The organism is Paraburkholderia yinzeri (assembly GCF_046581065.1).
Taxonomy (GTDB): Bacteria; Pseudomonadota; Gammaproteobacteria; order Burkholderiales; family Burkholderiaceae; genus Paraburkholderia.
In genome coordinates, this window is sequence record NZ_JBFOCJ010000002.1 from 1,933,164 (window position 1) to 1,953,677 (window position 20,514).

General features: G+C 66.9%; 20 protein-coding genes. 15 read left to right on the forward strand and 5 right to left on the reverse strand.

Features of this window, described 5'->3' with window-relative positions; all coding sequences use genetic code 11:
* Position 1 precedes the first annotated feature (1 nt).
* Together WJ542_RS25830 and WJ542_RS25835 are read left to right on the forward strand one after the other, a co-directional pair.
* Positions 2–1,234: an NAD(P)/FAD-dependent oxidoreductase gene (locus tag WJ542_RS25830; RefSeq protein ID WP_411192303.1), complete on the forward strand. Its 1,233-nt coding sequence runs from the start codon at positions 2–4 to the stop codon at positions 1,232–1,234.
* Between the two features lie 43 nt (positions 1,235–1,277).
* On the forward strand, positions 1,278–2,150 hold the full coding sequence (locus tag WJ542_RS25835; RefSeq protein WP_411192304.1) for a sugar phosphate isomerase/epimerase family protein: 873 nt from the start codon (positions 1,278–1,280) through the stop codon (positions 2,148–2,150).
* 16 nt (positions 2,151–2,166) lie between these two features.
* Here WJ542_RS25835 and WJ542_RS25840 read toward each other — a convergent pair whose 3' ends face one another.
* Together WJ542_RS25840 and WJ542_RS25845 are read right to left on the reverse strand one after the other, a co-directional pair.
* On the reverse strand, positions 2,167–3,231 hold the full coding sequence (locus WJ542_RS25840) for a LacI family DNA-binding transcriptional regulator (RefSeq protein ID WP_411192305.1): 1,065 nt from the start codon (positions 3,229–3,231) through the stop codon (positions 2,167–2,169).
* A gap of 25 nt (positions 3,232–3,256) precedes the next feature.
* The gene (locus tag WJ542_RS25845) at positions 3,257–4,198 is read right to left on the reverse strand and encodes a LysR family transcriptional regulator (protein WP_411192306.1); all 942 of its coding nucleotides are present in this window, start codon (positions 4,196–4,198) and stop codon (positions 3,257–3,259) included.
* A 184-nt stretch (positions 4,199–4,382) separates the two neighbouring features.
* On the opposite strand from WJ542_RS25845, the gene WJ542_RS25850 reads away from it, so the two are divergent.
* Entirely contained in the window at positions 4,383–5,894 is a 1,512-nt protein-coding gene (locus tag WJ542_RS25850) for a CoA-acylating methylmalonate-semialdehyde dehydrogenase (protein ID WP_411192307.1), read from the forward strand.
* 109 nt (positions 5,895–6,003) lie between these two features.
* On the opposite strand, the gene WJ542_RS25855 is transcribed toward WJ542_RS25850, so the two are convergent.
* Positions 6,004–6,774, reverse strand: coding sequence for a GntR family transcriptional regulator (locus WJ542_RS25855; RefSeq protein ID WP_411192308.1), 771 nt, complete (start codon positions 6,772–6,774; stop codon positions 6,004–6,006).
* Between the two features lie 97 nt (positions 6,775–6,871).
* Between WJ542_RS25855 and WJ542_RS25860 the strand changes: the two genes are divergently transcribed.
* From WJ542_RS25860 to WJ542_RS25915, 12 genes are all read left to right on the forward strand, one after another.
* Positions 6,872–7,654 (forward strand): SDR family oxidoreductase, encoded by a 783-nt coding sequence (locus tag WJ542_RS25860; protein WP_411192309.1) that lies wholly within the window; start codon positions 6,872–6,874, stop codon positions 7,652–7,654.
* A 79-nt stretch (positions 7,655–7,733) separates the two neighbouring features.
* On the forward strand, positions 7,734–8,672 hold the full coding sequence (kce, locus tag WJ542_RS25865) for a 3,5-dioxohexanoate:acetyl-CoA acetone transferase (protein ID WP_411192310.1): 939 nt from the start codon (positions 7,734–7,736) through the stop codon (positions 8,670–8,672).
* 95 nt (positions 8,673–8,767) lie between these two features.
* Positions 8,768–10,066 carry an MFS transporter gene (locus tag WJ542_RS25870; RefSeq protein ID WP_411192311.1) on the forward strand — a complete coding sequence of 433 codons (1,299 nt, stop codon included), beginning with the start codon at positions 8,768–8,770 and terminating at the stop codon, positions 10,064–10,066.
* A gap of 149 nt (positions 10,067–10,215) precedes the next feature.
* Positions 10,216–10,929 (forward strand): GntR family transcriptional regulator, encoded by a 714-nt coding sequence (locus WJ542_RS25875; RefSeq protein WP_411192312.1) that lies wholly within the window; start codon positions 10,216–10,218, stop codon positions 10,927–10,929.
* Between the two features lie 36 nt (positions 10,930–10,965).
* Complete coding sequence (gene mtnK, locus WJ542_RS25880) at positions 10,966–12,237, forward strand: S-methyl-5-thioribose kinase (protein WP_411192313.1); 1,272 nt, start codon at positions 10,966–10,968, stop codon at positions 12,235–12,237.
* A 92-nt stretch (positions 12,238–12,329) separates the two neighbouring features.
* A complete protein-coding gene (gene mtnA / locus WJ542_RS25885; protein WP_411192314.1) occupies positions 12,330–13,406 on the forward strand; it encodes an S-methyl-5-thioribose-1-phosphate isomerase in 1,077 nt (358 codons plus the stop codon).
* Positions 13,403–14,128 (forward strand): class II aldolase/adducin family protein, encoded by a 726-nt coding sequence (locus WJ542_RS25890; protein WP_411192315.1) that lies wholly within the window; start codon positions 13,403–13,405, stop codon positions 14,126–14,128. The genes mtnA and WJ542_RS25890 overlap by 4 nt, the downstream gene beginning before the upstream one ends.
* 135 nt (positions 14,129–14,263) lie before the next feature.
* Positions 14,264–15,388 (forward strand): sugar ABC transporter substrate-binding protein, encoded by a 1,125-nt coding sequence (locus WJ542_RS25895; protein WP_411192316.1) that lies wholly within the window; start codon positions 14,264–14,266, stop codon positions 15,386–15,388.
* Between the two features lie 64 nt (positions 15,389–15,452).
* Complete coding sequence (locus tag WJ542_RS25900; protein WP_411192317.1) at positions 15,453–17,033, forward strand: sugar ABC transporter ATP-binding protein; 1,581 nt, start codon at positions 15,453–15,455, stop codon at positions 17,031–17,033.
* On the forward strand, positions 17,030–18,031 hold the full coding sequence (locus WJ542_RS25905; protein WP_411192318.1) for an ABC transporter permease: 1,002 nt from the start codon (positions 17,030–17,032) through the stop codon (positions 18,029–18,031). The genes WJ542_RS25900 and WJ542_RS25905 overlap by 4 nt, the downstream gene beginning before the upstream one ends.
* Before the next feature lie 61 nt (positions 18,032–18,092).
* Positions 18,093–19,121, forward strand: a complete 1,029-nt coding sequence (locus tag WJ542_RS25910; protein ID WP_411192319.1) for a dihydroxyacetone kinase subunit DhaK — start codon at positions 18,093–18,095, stop codon at positions 19,119–19,121.
* Positions 19,118–19,732, forward strand: a complete 615-nt coding sequence (locus WJ542_RS25915; RefSeq protein WP_411192320.1) for a DAK2 domain-containing protein — start codon at positions 19,118–19,120, stop codon at positions 19,730–19,732. Before WJ542_RS25910 ends, WJ542_RS25915 begins: the two co-directional genes overlap by 4 nt.
* A gap of 78 nt (positions 19,733–19,810) precedes the next feature.
* On the opposite strand, the gene WJ542_RS25920 is transcribed toward WJ542_RS25915, so the two are convergent.
* Positions 19,811–20,134, reverse strand: a complete 324-nt coding sequence (locus tag WJ542_RS25920; RefSeq protein ID WP_411192321.1) for a DUF4148 domain-containing protein — start codon at positions 20,132–20,134, stop codon at positions 19,811–19,813.
* Positions 20,135–20,336: 202 nt separating this feature from the next.
* Positions 20,337–20,468 carry a hypothetical protein gene (locus tag WJ542_RS25925; RefSeq protein WP_411192322.1) on the reverse strand — a complete coding sequence of 44 codons (132 nt, stop codon included), beginning with the start codon at positions 20,466–20,468 and terminating at the stop codon, positions 20,337–20,339.
* Between the last annotated feature and the right edge of the window lie 46 nt (positions 20,469–20,514).

Consider the following 20,514-nt stretch of genomic DNA (forward strand, 5'->3'; position numbering starts at 1 on the left):
CATGGGCAGCGAACGCGTAATGGCTATCGTGGGTGCGGGTCACGTGGGCGGCCGCGCTGCGCAAACCCTGCGCGAGGCGGGCTGGGACGGCCGCATCGTGCTGATCGGCGCGGAGCCGTATTTGCCGTACGAGCGGCCGCCGCTCTCGAAAGCCGTGCTGACGGGCGAACGCGAACCGGGCCAATGCGGCCTGCGTGCACCGCAAGCGTGGCGCGAGGACCAGATCGAGCACCGGGTTGCGACGGTGCGCTCGCTGGACCCTGCCGCGCGCACGCTGCATCTGGATGATGGCGCAACGATCGTCTACGAGGCGCTGCTGCTGGCAACTGGCGGTCATGCGCGGCGCCTTTCGGTGCCGGGCGCATCCGGCGCGCGCGTGCAATGCCTGCGCACGCTGGACGACGCTGCGGCGATCGGACCGGGGCTCGCGCCGGGGGCATGCGTTGTCGTGGTGGGCGGCGGCTTCATCGGCCTCGAAGTGGCGGCCTCGGCCCGCGCGCGCGGATGCGAGGTGACGGTGGTGGAGGGCGGCGTGCGCCTGCTCGGACGTGCCGTGCCGGCCGCGATCGCCGCGCGCGCTCATGCGCTGCACGAGCGCAACGGCGTGCGGATCCTGTTGAATTCCGCACCGCGTGCGTTCGAGCCGCGCGATGACGGAGGGCTTGCCGTGGTGCTGGAAGACGGCCAGGTGCTGCGTGCGGATACGGTGGTGGTCGGTATCGGCATCGAGCCGGCCGACGAGTTGGCGCGGGCGGCCGGACTGGCTATCGAGCGCGGGATTCTCGTTGACGAAATGCTCCAGACTTCGGCGCCCGGCATCTACGCGGCGGGCGATGTCGCCGTGTTTCCCAGCCGGTTCGGCGCGCATCGCATTCGCCAGGAGACCTGGCACAACGCGGAAACCCAGGCGCGCGTCGCGGCGCGCAACATGCTGGGCGCGCAGGAGGCGTACCGCGAAACGCCCTGGTTCTGGTCCGACCAATACGACCATCAACTGCAGGTGGCAGGCGAGCCTGCGCTTGGGCAGCGCACGATCGTGCGTGCGATAAACGGCAACGGGGAGATCTATTTCGATCTGGATGTCGAAGGAAAGCTGGTTGGCGCGAGCGGCTTCGGCCCGGCGAGCGGTTTCGCGAAGGAAATGCGGCTCGCGCGAATGCTGGTCGAGCGCGGTGGCGCGCACGACCCCGAGCAACTGGCCAATCCCGAAGTCAAGCTCAAGAGCCTGCTCTAAACGCAGTACCCCTGCGACTCGCTACCCCCGCCGCAACGGAGACATGATGGCGCAACGACTGCAGGTGTTCCAGTCCCTCTGGGCAATGGAACGCCGCCATACCGATGGCTACGAGCGCTCGCTCGAAGAAAACGTGCGGATGATTGCCGAAGCCGGTTTTGACGGTGTCAGCGCGCACTGCACGAAGCGCGAAGACGTGAAGCGGCTGGCCGAATTGCGCAAGGCCTACGGGCTGGCGGCGGAAGGGCAATGCTTTCCCGCCACCATCGACGATCTGCAGCCCGTGCTCGAACTGGCGACCGAGTTTGGTTTGCACCATGTCGATCTGCAACCCGACGTGCGTCCGCGCACCCTCAAGGAAGCCCTGGTCCTGGTGGATGGCTGGCGGCGTCTTGCGGAGCAGGTGGACATGCCCGTCTACATCGAGACACATCGCGACCGCCTGACCACGGACCTCTACTTCACACTCGATCTGCTCGATGCGCGTCCCGATCTCCCGCTGCTCGGAGATCTTTCGCATTACCTCGTCGGGCGCGAGTTCGCGTGGCCCGTCTCGCAGGAGAATCATGCGCTGATCCAGCGGATTCTCGACAATTCCTGGGCCTTTCACGGCCGCGTGGCGAGCCGCGAGCAGGTGCAGATCGAAATCTCGTTCGCGCCGCACCGGAAGTGGGTGGATCTGTTTCTCGACTGGTGGCGCTATGGCTTTCGCTCGTGGCGCCGACGTGCGGGCGAGAACGACACGCTCGCCTTCACCTGCGAACTCGGGCCGCAGCCGTACGCCATCGTCGGCCGGGACGGCAACGACACCACCGACCGCTGGGCCGAATCGCTGCTGATGCGGGACTGGATACGCGAACTGTGGAGCGAACTGGACACTCTGGCGCCGGCGTCGGGCGAGCGAGCAGCGGTGTGAACCTGCCTGGCAGGACTTAGCTTCTTGCGACCAGATAAGGGTCGCGCCGCACGTTCGCCGAGCAGAAAATGCGGAACTCCACCGGTCCCGGCGGCGCGGGGGTTTCCACCACGCCGCACGCGTTCAGGACGTGCTGCAAGGCGGAGATGATCTGTCCGTCCGGGTCCTGGTCGATCGCAATGTCCATCGTGCCCTGCTCGATGTACTGGCGGTGCAGGTCGAGCATCTCGTGCCCGGCCCAGACCACGTGCCCGGTTGCCCCCACCTTGCGTAACGCCGCCTCGATGCCTGCCGACGCATAGCCGCTGTTGTAAATGCCGGCCACGTCGCCGCGCTTGAGCTCCTTCAGGACCGCGCGGTGACAGCGGTCCGCATCGTCGAAATGCTCCATCGCCTCGCCGTCGCAGATCAGGTCGGGAAACGCCTCGGCCAACTGTGCCCGGCAGCCGCTGATGCGGTCCACGTGCGCGCGATAGTCCTTGCGCGAACACACGAGCAGAATCCGGCCGGGCCCCTTCGCGAGGCGTCCGAGCAAGTAGCCCGCCGTGCGGCCTGCGCTCACGTTGTCGATGCCGGCGTAATGAATTCGTTCGACCTCCGCAATATCGGTCACCATCGTGACCACGGGTTCGCCCCGCGCGATCACCGTGCGCAGCGCCTCGCGCACGGCAGCCGTGTCGCGCGTCGTGACGATCAAACCGGCGCGCTTGTAGTTCGGGCGCAGGATGGCGCGCGTGATCACGTCGTCGTCGGCTTCCGGGAGGATCTGGCGATGCAGGACGATGCGCCGGTCGAGCATTTGCATCGAGCGCTCGAGCCCTTGCGCCACGCGCTGAAAGAACGGCGTGGCGTTTTGCGGCAGCAGGACGTCGATATGCACGAGGCCATGGCTCGTGGCCGGCAGGACGCGCGGCACGCCAAGCTGCCGCGCCGCCGCCACGACGCGTGCGCGCATGGCCGCGGAGACGCTGCCGCGCTCGTTCAGCACGCGATCGACGGTGGCGGGACTGACGCCCGCCGCTTCGGCAATATCGGCGAACCGCGCGCCGCGTTTGCGGCGCGGCGAGGGGGTGTCGGTCATGGAGTGTCTCCGGATCTGTCGCGACTCATTCGAGCGGAAATCCGCCCTCGAACGATTGCCGCAGGAACTCGGTGAAGCGCGTGACGGCGCGTGGCACGTGCGCGCCGTACGGGCGCACGACATGCAGTTGCGACGCATACGCGCCCACCGGCCGCCAGTTGGGCAGGAGTACGACGAGTTTGCGCCCCTGCAGCGCGCTCTGGGCGCTGAAATCGGGCAGGAGCGCGATGCCCAGGTGTTCGAGCGCGGCGTCGCGCAAGGCTTCGCTGTTGTTGGCCGAGACCGGGCCGTTCACGGTCACGCTGACGCGGGTGTTCTCGGCGCGGCGGCCCGGTTTCTCGAACGACCAGACGCCGGGGCCCGGCGTGCGCGGATAGTAGAGGCAGTCGTGTGCCGCGAGATCGGCCGGCGTGTGCGGCGTGCCGCGCCTTCGGAGGTAGGCCGGCGTGGCGGCAATGACGGAGTGCGTGTCGCAGAGCTTGAAGGCCACGTGCGTTTCCGGCACTTGCGCGCTATGACGGATCGCGAGGTCGAAGCCTTCGGTCGCGATCGAGGTGAGCCGGTCGGAAAGCTCCAGTTGCACGCGTACCTCGGGATTCGCGCGCACGAATTGCGCGAGGCGCGGCACGAGCTGCTGGCGCGCGAACGCGACGGGCGCCGTGACGCGCACGGTGCCGCGCACCACGTCGGCCATCTCGCGCACGTTCGCGAAGCTCGCGGCGATGCGTTCGAATTCCGCGCGCGTTTCCTCCACGAGTTGCCGCCCCGCCTCGGTAAAGCGCACGCTGCGCGTGGTGCGCTGCACCAGTGCGACACCCGCCGCGCGCTCCAGCTCCGCAATGCGCTGGCTCATGGCCGCCTTGCTCACGCCGAGGCGTGCCGCCGCCGCCGTGTAGCTGCCTTGCTCCGCGAGCACGCTGAGCCAGTGCAGATGCGCCCAGAGCGCCTCGATCTTCTGCGTGTCCATGCCGATGATTCCCGCCGAACGTCTCCTGATCAGGGTCCGATCATAGCACCGCGCCGACCCATCTTTCACCATTCGCGTTGCGGATTGTTCGCCATCGAAAACAATCAATTCAGCCGCCGTGGCTTTGCAGGGCCGGGCGGTCTACGTACACTGGGTCCCATCGAACAACCCGCAAGGAGATGACATGCAGGCCTATACCGATAGCGCAGACGTGGTTCACTACATTGGCGGCAAGACTGTACGCGGCGCCGGCGACCGCACCCAGGCGGTCTTCAATCCCGCGACCGGTACCGCCGCCCGCCGCCTCGTGCTGGGCGAGCTGGCCGACGTGGATGCCGCCGTGGCTAGCGCGAAAGCCGCGTTCCCGGGTTGGAGCAACACGCCGCCCATCCGCCGTGCGCGCGTCATGCTGCGCTTTCTGGAGTTGATGAACCGCCACAAGGACGAACTCGCCGCCATCATCACGGCCGAGCATGGCAAGGTATTTGCCGACTCGCAGGGCGAGGTTGCGCGCGGTATCGACGTCATCGAATTTGCTTGCGGGATTCCGCAACTGCTCAAGGGCGACTACACGGAGCAGGTTTCGACGGGCATGGACAACTGGACCGTGCGCCAGCCGCTGGGCGTGGTGGCCGGCATCACGCCGTTCAACTTTCCCTGCATGGTGCCGTGCTGGATGTTCCCGGTTGCGCTGGCTGCCGGCTGCACGTTCATCCTCAAGCCGAGCGAGCGCGACCCGTCGGCGTCGCTCTTCATGGCGCGTCTGCTCAAGGAAGCGGGCCTGCCGGACGGCGTGTTCAACGTCGTGCAGGGCGACAAGGTCGTGGTCGACGCGCTGCTCGCGCACCGCGACGTGAAGGCGGTGAGCTTCGTGGGCTCGACGCCGATCGCGAACTATATCTACGAGACCGGCGCGAAGCACGGCAAGCGCGTCCAGGCGCTGGGTGGCGCGAAGAACCATATGGTCGTGATGCCCGACGCCGACCTCGACCAGGCCGTGGACGCGCTGATCGGCGCAGGCTACGGTTCGGCGGGCGAGCGCTGCATGGCGATCTCGGTGGCGGTGCTGGTGGGCGACGTGGCCGACAAGATCGTGCCGCGTCTGGCCGAGCGCGCGAAGAGCCTCGTCGTCAAGAACGGCATGGAAGCGGATGCCGAAATGGGGCCGGTGGTGACGCAGCAGGCGCTGGAACGCATCGAGGGCTACATCGCAACCGGCGTCGAAGAGGGCGCGACGCTCGTGGTGGACGGCCGCGGCCTGAAGGTGCCGGGGCACGAGAGCGGCTTCTTCACGGGCGGTACGCTGTTCGACAACGTCACGCCCGAAATGCGCATCTACAAGGAAGAAATCTTTGGCCCGGTGCTGGCGTGCGTGCGCGTGAAGGACTTTGCCGAGGCCGTGCAACTGATCAACGACCACGAGTTCGGCAACGGCGTGGCCTGTTTCACGCGTGACGGCCACGTGGCGCGCGAGTTCGGCCGCCAGATCGAGGTGGGCATGGTGGGCATCAACGTGCCGATTCCGGTGCCGATGGCTTGGCACGGCTTCGGCGGCTGGAAGCGCAGCCTGTTCGGCGACATGCACGCCTACGGCGAGGAAGGCGTGCGCTTCTACACGAAGCAGAAGTCGATCATGCAGCGCTGGCCGGAAAGCACCGAAAAGGGCGCCGAATTCACGATGCCCGTTGCGAAGTAACGAAGCCGCGTAACCACGCAGTCGCAGTCATTGTGCCGCGAGCCCGTTTTTTACGGGCTCGCGGCGCTTTTGCATGGCGCGTCCCCATCAAGGTCGCGCGCAGCGCGATTCAGGCCTTGGCGTTCGCGGCTTTTTCCCGCGCGGCCCCCCTCGCCGCCGGGGCGGCGAGGGGGGCCGCGCCGCCGGTCTCCGCGCTGAGCAGCACGCCGGCCGAGACGATATAGGCCGCCGCGCTTTCGATATCGCCGCGCAAGGCGGCGCATGCCGCGTCGCTGTCGCGCCGGCGCAGGGCGTCGAGCAGCTTGCTGTGGTGCTTGACGGCGACGCGTTCGCCCACGCGCTTCGAGCCGGAGCGCAGATCGTAGTTGAGAATCGGCCCGATGCGCAGCCACAGCGTTTCGATCATCTGCAGCAGCATGGGCATGCGCGCCGCGTCGTAGATGGCGAAGTGGAACGCCTGATTCATGGCGATCACCCTGGCGCCGTCGGGCCGCGTCTTTTCCATTTCGTCGGCGAACCGCGCGTGCAGCGCCTGCAGACGCTGGAGCTCGTCTTCCTCGATGCGCGCGGCCGCCTGCGCCGTGGCGAGACCTTCCACATTCACGCGGATCTGCGTGATCTCCCCGAACTGGCTGATGCTCATGGTCGGCACGCGCAGCGCACGGTTGGGCGTGAGTTCGAGCGCCTGTTCGGCCACCAGCCGGTGCACCGCCTCGCGCACGGGCATCACGCTCACGCCGAGCGCCGCCGCGATGTTGCGCAGCGAGATCTGCTCGCCCGGCATCATCTGTCCGGTGATGAGGAGGTCGCGCAATTGCGCGTAGACGTCGCGGCTGAGCGTCTGGCGCGTCAGCGGGGTCACGAGTTCGTTCAGGGCCATGGCTCGATCATAGCACATAGGGTATCCCCGATATGATATCTGTGATCACAGTTATAGCATTCAGTCCGGATACGATGCACTCATGGAGACGACGGACATGTGGAAGGATGAATCGCTCGCTGGCAAGCGGGTGCTGGTGACGGCCGGCGCGGACGGCATTGGGCTGGAGATCACGCGGGCCTTCGTGGAAGCGGGCGCGCGGGTGGCCGTGTGCGACGTCTCGGGGCCTGGCCTCGAGCGCGTGGCGGCTGAGTTGCCCGGCGTGCTGGCCGTGAGGGCGGACGTGTCGAGCGAGAGCGATGTCGCGGCGCTCTTCGAACGCGTGGATGCGTCGCTGGGCGGGCTCGACGTGCTCGTCAACAATGCGGGCGTGGCGGGGCCGACCGGCGGCGTGGAAACGCTTTCGCTCGCCGACTGGGAGCGCACGCTCGCCGTCAATCTCACGGGGCAATTCCTGTGTGCGCGAGCTGCCGTGCCGCGGTTGCGCCAGGGCCGCGCGCCGGCCATCGTGAATCTTTCCTCGGCTGCGGGGCACCTGGGCATGCCGGGTCGTTCGGTCTACTCAGCTTCGAAGTGGGCGGTGGTGGGCTTCACGAAGTCGCTGGCGCTCGAACTCGGGCCGCAAGGTATTCGCGTGAATACGGTGTTGCCGGGCGCCGTGGACGGGCCGCGCATTCGCGCTGTGATTGCCGCCAAGGCCGAATCGCTCGGCAAGCCGGTGGAGGAAGTGACCCGCAGCTACACGTCGCAGGCCGCGCTGGGCCGCATGGTGACAATGCGCGACATCGCCAACATGGTGCGTTTCGCCTGCAGCGATCAGGCCGCGAGCGTGCATGGGCAGGAACTCGTCGTCGACGGCTTGACGCAGGCGCTCAGTTAAGCCGCGCAGCCGCGCCATCATTCAACGATTCAACGGGCGCGCGGACGCGCGCCACGACCCGGACCGGGAAGGAGACACCATGGCCAAGCGAGCCAAAGCCATCATCACCTGCGCACCAACGGGCGCGATTCATACGCCGAGCATGTCGCCGCATCTGCCGGTCACCGCCGACGAAATCGCCGAGGCCGCCATCGAGGCTGCCCGCGCGGGCGCCGCCGTCCTGCACCTGCACGCCCGCGACCCGCACGACGGCCGGCCCTCTCAGGACCCCGAACTGTTTCGTCCGTTCCTCGCGAAGATCAGCGCCGCGACCGACGCGGTGATCAACATCACGACGGGCGGCAGTCCGCATATGACGGTCGAGGAGCGCATGCGGCCCGCAACCACCTTCAAGCCGGAGCTGGCCTCGCTGAACATGGGCTCGATGAACTTCGGCCTTTTTCCGATGCTGGAGCGCTTCAAGGAATTCCGCCACGACTGGGAGCGCGAGCATCTGGAGAACAGCCGCAACCTGATCTTCAAGAACACATACCAGGACATCGAGAACATCCTGCGCATCGGTTCGGCGAACGGCACGCGCTTCGAGTTCGAGTGCTACGACGTGAGCCATCTGTACAACCTCAAGCACTTCGTCGATCGCGGCCTCGTAACCGGGCCCGTGTTCGTTCAGACGGTGTTCGGCATCCTGGGCGGCATTGGTCCGGACCCCGAAGATTTGATGCACATGCATCGCACGGCGCAGCGCCTGTTCGGCGACCGGTTCCGCTGGTCGATCCTCGGCGCCGGCCGCAACCAGATTCCGCTGGCCACCATCGGCGCGGCCATGGGGGCGAACGTGCGCGTGGGTCTGGAAGATTCGCTCTGGATCGGGCCGGGCCAACTGGCGGCTTCGAGCGCGGAACAGGTCGTGCGCATTCGCACCGTGCTCGATGCTCTCAATATCGACGTGGCCTCGCCCGACGAAGCCCGCGACATTCTGGAACTGAAGGGCGCGGCGGGTGCGGCCTTCCAGGCTTGACGCCGCGCTCATGCCCGCGCTTCCGCTTTTTCTCACCTGACCTTCAGGGTCGCACGCCGGGGCACCCGCCCCGCGTGCCGTGGAGACTTCCGCCCATGCCAACCGCTCATGTTTCCGGCGCCTCGCTTCCGGAGTCCGCCGACCGAACGCTAACCTCGCTGCTCTTTCGCAGGCTGATGCCGCTGCTGGTACTCGCCTACGTGATCAGCTTCGTCGACCGCACCAATATCGCGCTTGCCAAGTCGCACCTTGCCGTCGACCTCCATATCTCGGCGGCGGCGTACGGGCTGGGCGCCGGTCTCTTCTTCCTCTCGTACGCGCTGCTCGAAATCCCGAGCAATCTGATCATGCATCGTGTCGGCGCGCGCTTCTGGATCGCGCGCATCATGATCACATGGGGCGTGCTTTCGGCGGCGATGGCGTTCGTGCAGGGCCCCACCTCGTTTTACGTCATGCGGTTGCTGCTGGGCGTGGCCGAAGCCGGCCTCTTTCCCGGCGTGATGCTGTACCTGACTTACTGGTTCGGGCGCGAGGACCGCGCGCGGGCCGTCGGCTATTTTCTGCTGGGCGTGTGCATTGCCAACATCGTGAGCGGCCCGCTGGGAGGCGCGCTGCTGGAGATGGACGGCGTGCTGGGCCTGAAGGGCTGGCAGTGGATGTTCCTCGCCGAAGGCCTGCCCGCCGTGGTGCTGGCGTTCGTCGTCTGGCGCAAGCTTCCCGATGGGCCCGACTCCGCGCCGTGGCTCACGCCCGCCCAGGCGGAAGAGGTGCGCCGCAGGCTCGACAGCGAGGCGTCGGGCGCGGCGGCGCGGGCGGGGCATTCGTCTTTCGCGGCGGTGCGCGACCCGCAGGTGTGGCTCGCGATCTTCATCTACTTCTGTCACCAGATCTCCATCTACACGGTGATCTTCTTCCTGCCCGGCATCATCGGAACCTACGGGAAGCTCACGCCGCTGCAGATCGGTCTGCTCAATTCGCTGCCCTGGATTGCCGCGGCCGTGGGCGCGGCATGGCTGCCGAAATACGCCGATACGCCGCAACGCGGGCGCCGCCTGCTGCTGCTCGGTCTCATCGTCATGGCAGCGGGGCTTCTGATCGCGGCCTTTACGGGTCCGGCGCTGGCGCTGACCGGCTTCTCGCTCACCGCGCTGATGTTCTTCGTCGTGCAGTCGATCGTGTTCGTGTTCCCGGCGTCGCGTCTTTCCGGCATGGCGCTGGCGGGCGGACTCGCGCTCATCAACACCTGCGGGCTCGTGGGCGGCTTCCTCGGTCCCTCGGTGATGGGCGTGATCGAGCAGACGACCGGCAGCACGCGCAACGGGCTCATCATCATGGCCGTGCTGCTGCTCGTGGCGGCGGTGGGCGCACCTTTCATGCGGCAGGGCCACGAGTGAGCGCACCGCGGCGCCGGCCGGCCCTTGCGCGGGGCGGCGCGCGGCGCCTGTTGCGCTGCACGAAAGGGAAAACCATGAATCGATAACATCAGACGTCTGATGTACATTCGAGCCAAACGTGGTGACAAGCGTGGCTACGAAAGGACAGCATGCGTCTGAGTGTCGACCAATCGATGAGCGAGCGGATCCAGGACTCGCTGCTGGCGATGATCCGCGAGCGCTCGCTCAAGCCTGGCGATCAGATCCCCACGGAAACCGAGTTGTGCGAACTGCTTGGCGTCGGCCGTTCGAGCCTGCGCGAAGCGGTGGCGCAGATGATTTCGCACGGCGTCCTCACGCGCGTGCAGGGCAAGGGCACCTTCGTCAGACAGGTGGTGCTGAAGCTGCAGGGCGGCCTGGATGATCTGATGTCCGTGACGGACATGATCCGCAGCGTCGGCGCCGTGCCGTCCACGAGCCGCTTGCAGGTGAAGACGATTGCCGCCTCCGACAATCTCGCGCAGAAGCTCGGCATTGCGGTAGGGGATCCCTGCATGCGGGTGGAGCGCGTGCGTCGCGCGGACGACGCGATTGCGGCGTACTGCATCGACATCGTGCCGAAGTCGGTGTTCGACGAGCACGAGCTGGGCGAGTCGCTCTTCGGTACGCTCGAGCGCGCCGGCATCCGGCTCTCGCATACGCACAGCTCGATCCAGCCCACGATACTCACGCCGCGCGACCTGCCGGAGCTGCAGGAGAGCTTCGGACTGTTCCTGCTGATCGACGAAGTGGATTTCGACGACACGGGGCGCGCGGTTTGCTATAGCAACGACTACTACAACACCAGCATCTTCAAGTTCGATCTCGTACGCAAGCGGCGGTAGAAGGACCTTCGTCTCCCTTTCCGGACAGGAAAAACGATGCAATTCGAGGCTTTCAGTGCTTCCGAACTGGCCGCATACCTGCGGGGCATTCCTGCCGTCAGCGAGCGGCTGGGCGGCGACAGCGACCTGGAGGTCGTGGAAGTCGGCGACGGCAACCTGAACTACGTGTACTTCGTTAGCAGTGCGCGCGATCCGCGGCACAGCGTCGTCGTCAAACAGGCGCCGCCGTTTCTGCGGCTCGTGGGCGAAGCCTGGCCGTTGCCGCGCGAGCGCATGGAGCGTGAGGTGGCGGCGTTGCGTTCGTTCGGGGCGCTGTGCCCGCAGCACGTGCCGAGCGTGTATCACGCCGACAGCGAGAAGTACCTGATGGTGATGCAGCGGCTCGCCTCGCATCGCGTGTTGCGCCAGGGGCTGACCGAAGGGATCGTGTATCCGTGGCTCGCCGACCATATCTCCACGTTTCTCGCGCGCACGCTGTTTCACGGCTCCGATCTGGCTCTCGCGCCCGGCGCGAAGAAGGAAGCCGTGCGCGCCAACATCAACACGGAGCTGTGCCGGATTACCGAGGACCTCGTTTTCACGTTCCCGTTCGAAGACGACCCGTCGAACGTGTACAGTCCGGCGCTGCCCGCCGGCGCCATCGCGCGGCTGCGTTCGCACGAGCCGCTGCGCCGCGCGGCCGGCGAGATGAAGTGGGCCTTCATGAACCATGCGGAGACGCTCGTGCATGGCGATCTGCACACGGGCTCGATCATGGCGAACGAAAGCGAGACCTATGTGATCGATCCCGAGTTCGCGTTCTACGGGCCGTTCGGTTTCGACACGGGGGCGTTCATCGCGAACCTGCTGCTGGCGTACTATGCGCGCGACTGGCACGATCGCCTGCGCGGCCGCGACCCGCGCGATTATCAGCGCTGGCTGCTTGAGCAGGTCATCCAGGTCTGGAACGGTTTCGCGGAGAAGTTCGCGGGTCTGTGGCGCATGCACGAACGCGAGGCGGGCCGCGCCTTCATCGGCGGTCCCGCCGATACGCGCGCGGCCGATGCGTTCCGCGAGGACTTCATGCGGCGCCTCTTTGCGGATACGCTAGGCTTTGCGGGCTGCAAGATGATCCGGCGTATCGTCGGCATGGCGAAGGTCTCGGAAATCACCAGCATCCAGGACGACGCGGTGCGCGCGCGCGTGGAAGTGCGCTGCCTGCGTCTTGCCGAGGCGCTGCTCGTGCGGCGGCGCGAACTCGCCTCGATCGAGGCCGTCGTGGCGCTCGCTGCCGAAGTGCTCGCGCAGCCGCAGGACGGCGAAGCTTGAGCGTGCAGAGAAATGTGTAGCGAAGCGTGGAGTCGAGCAGATCCCTTGCACGCGCGGAAATGATACGGAATAGCGGCATCGACGGAGAATACATGGCCCGGCAGCCGATGAAATCGAGTCTTCCCCCCACTATCGCGTGGCGCGACGACACCCTCCTGTTACTCGACCAGACGCGCCTGCCGCGTGAGTGCGTGGTCGAGGCGGCCGCCAGCGTGGAGGCGGTGTGGCGCGCGATCCACGAGTTGCGCGTGCGTGGTGCGCCGGCCATTGGCGTAGCGGCCGCATACGGGTTGTGCGTGGCGATGCAGCGCGAGCGGTCCGCGTCGCGCGAAGTCTTCCTCGCGAGGCTGGAACAACATGCCGCGTATCTGGACAGTGCGCGGCCCACGGCCGTGAATCTGCGCTGGGCGCTCGACCGCATGCGCAACCATATCCGGGGTGTTCGCGCCCAGACAGGAATGGAGCTTTACGAAGCGCTCGTGGCCGAGGCGGTCCGCATTCACCGCGAGGATGTCGATCTGTGCGCGCGGATTGGCGAACAGGGGCGCGAACTGATCGCCGCGGGTAGCGGCGTGCTCACGCATTGCAACGCAGGTGCGCTCGCGACGACGGGCATCGGCACCGCGACGGCGCCGCTGTATCGCGCGCATGGCGACGGCGTGGCGTTTCGCGTCTACGCGGACGAAACGCGGCCGCTCCTGCAAGGCGCGCGGCTTACCGCCTACGAGCTTCAGCAGGCGGGGCTCGATGTCACGCTGATCACGGACAGCATGGCGCCCGCGCTGATGGCGCAGGGACTTGTCGATCTCGTGATCGTCGGCACCGACCGCGTGGCCGCGAACGGCGATGTCGCGAACAAGATCGGCACGCTTGGCGTCGCGATCGCGGCGAAGCATTTCGGCATTCCGTTCTATGTCGCGTGCCCTTCGTCCACGCTCGATCTGCGCACCGCGCGCGGCGCGGACATCGTCATCGAAGAGCGCGGCGCCGACGAAGTGGCGCAGTTCGGCGGGCAGCGCACCGCGCCGGCGGGCATCAAGGTGCGCAATCCGGCTTTCGACGTGACGCCGCATGAACTCGTCACCGGCATCGTGACGGAACTCGGTATCGTGCGCGCGCCGTTCGAGGCTAATCTGGCGGCGCTGTTCGCGCCCGGGGAAGCGGCATGAGCGGCGTGGGCGACATGCGCGACGCGGGCCAGCACCACGCAGGCGAGGCGGCGGCGCGCGCGAGAGAGGTGCGGGCCGAAGCCGAACTGCGCCAGCAGATCGTCGATACCGCGGGCGAGATGGAGCGCCTGGGCATCAATCAGGGCACCTCGGGCAACGTCAGCGCACGCTGGCGCGACGGACTCCTGATCACGCCGAGCGGCGTGCCCTGCGCGTCGCTCGCGCGCGAGCGCATCGTCTGGATGCCCCTCGACGTGCGCGACGACGATCCGCTCTTCGAAACGCAGCGTCCTTCGTCGGAGTGGCGCTTTCATCGCGACATCCTGCGCGCGCGGCCCGAGGTGGGCGCCGTGGTCCATACCCACTCGAATGCGGCGACGGCGCTCGCGATTCACGGCCGCGGCATTCCCGCCCATCACTACATGGTGGCCGCGGCGGGCGGCAATTCGATTCGCTGCGCAACCTACGCGACGTTTGGCAGCCAGGCGCTGTCCGATCATGCGCTCGACGCGCTGCGCGACCGGCTCGCATGCCTGCTCGCGCATCACGGTGTCATTGCGCTCGGCCGCGATCTTGCGCGGGCGTTGTGGCTCGCGAACGAAGTGGAAGTGCTGGCGAAGCAGTATCTGCTCGCGTGTCAGCTCGGCGAGCCGCCGCTGCTCTCGGACGCGCAGATGGAGGAAGTGGTGGAAAAGTTCAAGGGGTACGGACCGCGCAGGTGAAACATGACGGCGCGCCCGGAGCAGTCGCGGCAGTGCGGTACACACGGAAAGTCACGTATTCAGCAGAAATCCAACCCGCAGGGGACCAGATCACGTGCTGAAGCGCTAACTCTGGTCGACAAACAGGAGACAGTCATGACGTGGAGTTCGGCAGGTTTCGACAGATGGGCGGCGCCGCGTGCGCGCATGGGCGTTTCGATGGGCGCCGTGGTCCTGGCTTTCGCGGCGATGTTGAGCGGCTGTTCGAAGAGCGAGTCGCCGACGTCCAGCGACGCCTCGTCCGGCGCGGCGGCGGCGAATGCACCGGCAAGCGCGCCGGCGCAGGCCGACGCGGCGCCCGCGGGCGGCAAACTGAAGGTCGGGTTCTCGATCGCCACCCTCAACAACGCCTTCTTCGTAGGCTTGAAGAATGGCGTGGAGCGGGGCGCGAAGCAGCAAGGCTTCGACCTCGTGCAGACCAACGCGAACGGCGACGCGCAGCAGCAGGTCAACGACGCAATGAACCTCCTGAGCCAGGGCGTCAACGCGCTCGTGCTCAATCCGATCGATTCGAAGGCGATCATCCCGGCGGTCGAGAAGGCGAATTCGATGAACGTGCCGGTCTTCATGCTCGACCGTGGCTCGGACGGCGGCAAGGTCACGTCGTTCGTCGCATCGGATAACGTGGCGCTGGGCGCCACCGGCGCGAAGTGGATTGCCGACCAGTTGACGAAGCGCTATGGCTCGCCGAAGGGCAACGTGGTCGATCTGATCGGCCTCGTCGGCACCACCGCGGCGACGGATCGCGAGAAAGGCTTCTCGCAGGAAATCGCGAAGTATCCGGACATCAAGGTGGTCGCGCGTCAGGAAGGCGGCTTCGATCAGGAGAAGTCGCTCAACGCGATGACGAGTATCCTGCAGAAGTTTCCGAAGATCGATGCGGTGTTCGGCGCGAACGACGACAACACGGTGGGCGCCGAGAAGGCGATCGACAATGCGGGCCGCTACAAGCCGCTGGGCGATCCGGACCACATCATGGTCATCGGCGCGGACGGCACGGCCCAGGCGCTGCAGGCGATCCGGGCGGGCAAGCAGGATGCGACGATCTCGCAGAACCCGATCGGCATGTCGGCGAAGGCGATGAGCTTCATCACGGACTACGAAGCGAAGAAGGACGTGCCCGCGAACTACGCGTGGCCGACCTATCTGATCGACAAGTCGAACATCGATTCGGACGGCGTGAAGCAATACGGTTTGTGGGCGCTCGAAGTCTCGCAGTAACGCGCTTCGATCAACGCGTCTGGCGCACGCGCAAGCGGCGTGCGCCGGCGGGCAGGATGAACGGATGAAACGCGAACCAGGTTCAGCATTGCATGCACCGCGGCGCAAGCATGGCGGCACCGCGGCGAATGCCGCCGCCCATGCGGCGAAGGCGGATTCGCCGCTCCTGCGCATGAGCGGCATCGTCAAGAGCTTTCCCGGCGTGAAGGCGCTGCGCGGCGTGAGCCTCGAACTGCACGCGGGCCACGTGATGGCGATCGTCGGCGAGAACGGCGCGGGCAAGTCCTCGCTGATCAAGACGCTGTCCGGCGCCTACGAGCCGGACGAGGGCACGATCGAGATCGACGGGAGGCCGCTCGCGCGCGGCACCCAGGCCGCGATCGATGCGGGCGTGGCCGTGATCTATCAGGAGCTCTCGCTCGTCAACGACATGACGGTGGCCGAGAATCTTTTCCTCGGCCGCATGCCCGCGCGCTATGGCTTTCTCGCCCAGCGCGAGGCGCAGGCCATGGCGCGCGAGGCGCTGGCGCAGGTGGGGCTGGAAGGTGTGTCCCCTTCGATGCGCGTGGGCGACCTGCCGCTCAACAAGCGCCAGCTCGTGGAAGTGGCGAAGGCGCTCGCGCGCGAGGCCCGCATTCTCGTGATGGACGAACCCACGGCCGCGCTGCAGCACCACGACATCGAGAACCTCTATGCGGTGGTGCGCCGTTTGCGCGCGGCGGGCATGGGCATCATCTTCATTTCGCACCACCTCGAAGAAGTGTTCGAGCTGGCCGATTCCGCGGTGGTGATGCGCGACGGCGCGACGGTGGGCGCGCGGCCCATGTCCGAATGGACCGAGCCCGCGCTCGTGCAGGCCATGGTGGCCCGCAATCTCGACTCGTTCTATCCGTGGCAGCCGCGCGCGTATGGCGACGTCGTGCTCGAAGCGCGCAACGTGGCGAGCGCACCCATGCTGCGCAATGCGAGCTTCAGCGTGCGCGCCGGCGAGATCGTGGGGATAGGCGGGATTGCGGGCGCGGGACGCACGGAGCTTCTGAAGACGCTGTGCGGCGCGCTGCCGCTAACCGGCGGCGAGCTGCGGCTGCGCGGGCGCAGGCTCGCGCTGCGCTCGCCCGCGCAGGGCGTGCGCGAAGGCATTGTCTACACCGCGGAGGACCGCAAGCTCGAAGGACTCGTGCTCGACGCGAGCATCGAGGAGAACATCGCGCTTTCCAGCTTGCGCGCACTCGTGCGCGGCGGCTTCGTCAGCGCCGCACGCAAGCGCCGTCTTGCGCGCGAGGCGACCGGGCGCTTCGGGGTGCGTGCGCCTTCGGTCATGCAGCTTACGGGCAATCTCTCGGGCGGCAACCAGCAGAAGGTGATCCTCGGGCGCGCGACCGCCACCTCGCCCGCCGTGATCCTGCTCGACGAGCCCACGCGCGGCATCGACGTGGGCGCGAAGACCGAGATCTATGCGCATATCGTGGAGATGGCGCGAGTGGGCGCCGCCGTCGTGCTCGTGAGCTCGGAACTGCCCGAACTGCTCGGCATGTCCGACCGCGTGCTCGTGATGTATCGCGGCAGCATCGTCGGCGAACTGGCGCGCGAGGACGCCAGCTCCGAGACGATCATTCAATGGGCCACCACCGGAGTTGCAGCATGACATCCACCACCGTTTCCCCGAACGATTCGGAAACCCCGCAGCAGCGTATGCTGCGGCAGTTGCGGAGCGGTCTCGGGCCGCTGATCGCGGCGCTCGTGCTGATCTGCATCGCCCTTTCGATTGCCTCGCCCGAATTTCTCACCACGAGCACGCTCACGAGCGTCATGGTGCAGGTCTCGGTGGTGGGCATTGCGGCCGTGGGCGGCACGTTCGTGATCATCACGTCGGGCATCGATCTTTCGGTCGGCTCGCTCGTCGCGCTGTCCGGCATGGTGGCGGCGACCGCGATGGCGGGCGCGAGCCCCGGCGCGGTCGGGCTCGGCGTGGCGGGTCTCGCCATTGCGCTCGTGACGGGCGCGGCGGTGGGGGCGCTCAACGGCTTCGCCATTGCGTGGCTGCGTCTCGTGCCGTTCATCGTCACGCTCGCGATGATGGCGATGGGGCGCGGCCTCACGCTCGCCATTTCGGACGGGCAGACGAAGTTCGATTTCCCTTCCGTGTTCACCGCATTCGGCGCGAAGACTCTGGCGGGCCTCCCCATGCCGATGCTCGTCATGCTGGTCGTGTTCGTGAGCGGCCACGTGCTGTTGCGCAAGACCGCATTCGGCCACCAGGTGTTCGCCGTGGGCGGCAACAAGGAAGCGGCTCGGCTGGCCGGCATTCCCGTCAATCGCGTGATTTTCCTGACCTATACGTTTGCCGGGCTGACCGCCGCCATCGCCGGCATCGTGCTGGCCGGGCGCCTCAACTCCGCCTTGCCCTCCGCGGCGAACGGGCTGGAGCTGCAGGTGATCGCCGGGATCGTGATCGGCGGCACGTCGCTCTCCGGCGGCCGCGGCTCGATTGTCGGCACGTTTATCGGCGTGGTGCTGATCGGTGTGATCAACGTCGGGCTCTCGCTGCTCGGCGTCAATCCGTTCTGGACGCAGTTCATCCAGGGCGGCGTGATCCTCGCAGCCGTGCTGCTCGATGCGCTCAGCCAGCGGCGCAAGCGCTAGGCGCGCGCTGCCTCATCCCTGACTGGCGGCCTGCCTGCCGCCGATTCTGGAGACGCGAGACGTGAAAAAGATCATCAATCACCCGGATCATTTCGTCGATGAAATGATCGACGCGTTGCTGCTTGCCCATCCGGGCTGGCTCAAACCCGTGACCGCCGACCGCCGCGCGCTCGTACGCGCCGACGCGCCGCGCGCGGGCAAGGTCGGCATCGTGACGGGCGGCGGCTCGGGACACTTGCCCGGTTTTCTCGGCTACGTCGGCAAGGGGCTGGCGAGCGGCGTCGCCGTCGGCAACGTGTTTTCCTCCCCGTCCTCCGAGCAGATCTACGAGGCCACGAAGGCCGTGCAGGGCGGCGCGGGCGTGCTCTACCTGTACGGCAACTATGGCGGCGACGTGTTCAACTTCGACCTCGCCGCCGATCTCGCGGATGCGGACGGGATCGAAACGCGCACGGTGCTCGTGGCGGACGACGTCGCGTCCGCGCCGCCCGAGCGGGCCTCCGAACGGCGCGGCGTGGCGGGCATGGTGTTCGGCTTCAAATGCGCGGGGGCGGCTGCCGAGCGCGGCGATACGCTCGACGACGTGGCGCGGATCGCGGCGAAGGCGAACGGCGCGACGCGCACGATGGGGGTGGGGCTGTCTCCCACGATCCTGCCTGCGGCGGGCAAGCCCACGTTCACGCTGCCCGAAGGCGAGATGGAGATCGGCATCGGCATTCACGGCGAACCCGGCACGCACCGCGGCAAGCTGGAGAATGCGGATACGATTGCCGAGCGGCTCTCGGCCGGGATTCTGCGCGATCTGCAGGCGAAAGCCGGATCGAGCGTCGCGCTGCTCGTCAACGGGCTTGGCGCCACGCCGCTCGAAGAGCTGTATCTGCTTTACCGGCGTGCGGCGCGCGAAATTGCTGCCGCGGGGCTGCGCGTGACGCGCGCGTATGTGGGCGAGTATGTGACGAGCCTCGAAATGGCAGGGGCGTCGATTACCGTGATGCAGCTCGACGAAGAGCTCGACACGCTGCTCGACGCGCCGGTGCACTCGCCGCTCTGGCGCGAAGGCTGGCGAGTCGACGAGGGAGGGGCGCGATGAGCCTGACCGTAGACGAACTGCGTACCCGGCTCGTCGACACCTTGCGTGCGATGCCGGCGTGCGCCGAAGAGTTGCGCGAACTCGACGCCGCACTCGGCGATGGCGATCTGGGCGTTACCGTCAAGGCGGGCTCGCTGGCGGCGGCCGAGGCGATTGAAAAGCTGCCGGCCGACGCCACGGTTTCCGATGTGCTGATAGCGACCGGCAAGGCGTTCTCCACCGCGAATCCCTCGACGTTCGCCGCGCTCATGGGCGGCGGCATGCTGGCCGCCGCAAAGACGGTGGCGGGTCGGCGCGAAGTCGGCAAGGCCGATGCATTGGCCGCAGGAAGAGCGCTGGCCGCGCGTATTGCCGAGCGCGGCAAGTCGCAGCCGGGCGACAAGACCGTGCTCGATGCGCTCGTGCCGAGCCTCGACGCGCTCGAAGCGGCAAGCGGCGACGAGCGTGCACAACTCGACGCGATGATCGCGACAGCGTCGCAGCAGGTGCGCGAGACAGCCGCGCTGCAGTCGAAGAAGGGGCGGGCGGGATGGTTGCAGGAACGCAGCGCGGGTCATGCCGATCCGGGCGCGACCGCGTGGCTGCGGTTTCTCGAAGCGTGGCGCCGATGAGGGCAATGAAACTCACGCCGCGAGGGAAATCACGCGGCGTGCGGTCGGGATGCTAAAAACGGCTTCAAAAACTCTGGTTCACAAACCCTGCGTAGTACCAGGCATTTGTCCGCCGGCCGCGCCACCCGTGCAATCGCGCTCATATTTGGCATGGAGACGCGCTTCGGCTTTCTCGATGTCCGAGGGATAGTAGACGTCGATCCGGGCCGGATCATAGCCGACTGCCTCCAGCTCGCGCAATTCGCGCATCAGTTGCTTGTGGGTGACGGCTCCATTGGACTTCACGAACGGATAGGACTGGCATTCGTGTGCCGTCAACGGTGCCGCCATCGTTGCTGGCGCATACGCCGAACCTAGACCCAGAACGATCGCTGCAGCGCCCAAAAGAGTAGCATTCCTCATAATTACCTCCGGTTTGTCACGCTTGATCTGGTCACCTTTCTGACCGGTCACCCAAACGCAAGATTTATGTTAGACCGAGTCAGGAAAATTGAAATGTCCCTGACGTTAACTTTATTTAATCCAGGTGGCGGGGTCGCACAGGCGCCGTATCCGGGGGAGGGCGCCTGACGCAGCACGGCCGGCGTCCTCCCCCGGGCCGGCGTCACGGTGCGCAGTGCTCTTGCCAGTCGTGATGCTGCAAGACCTTGTGGCAGACCTGGAAGCGGGCTGCGTGAACGGGGCTGGAGAGAACCATGGCGAGCCCCAGAATGGCGGCGATAGTGGCGAGCTTCATGATGAAACCTCCTGACGGTAGAGCGAAATCCCTCCGGCAAGGCCAG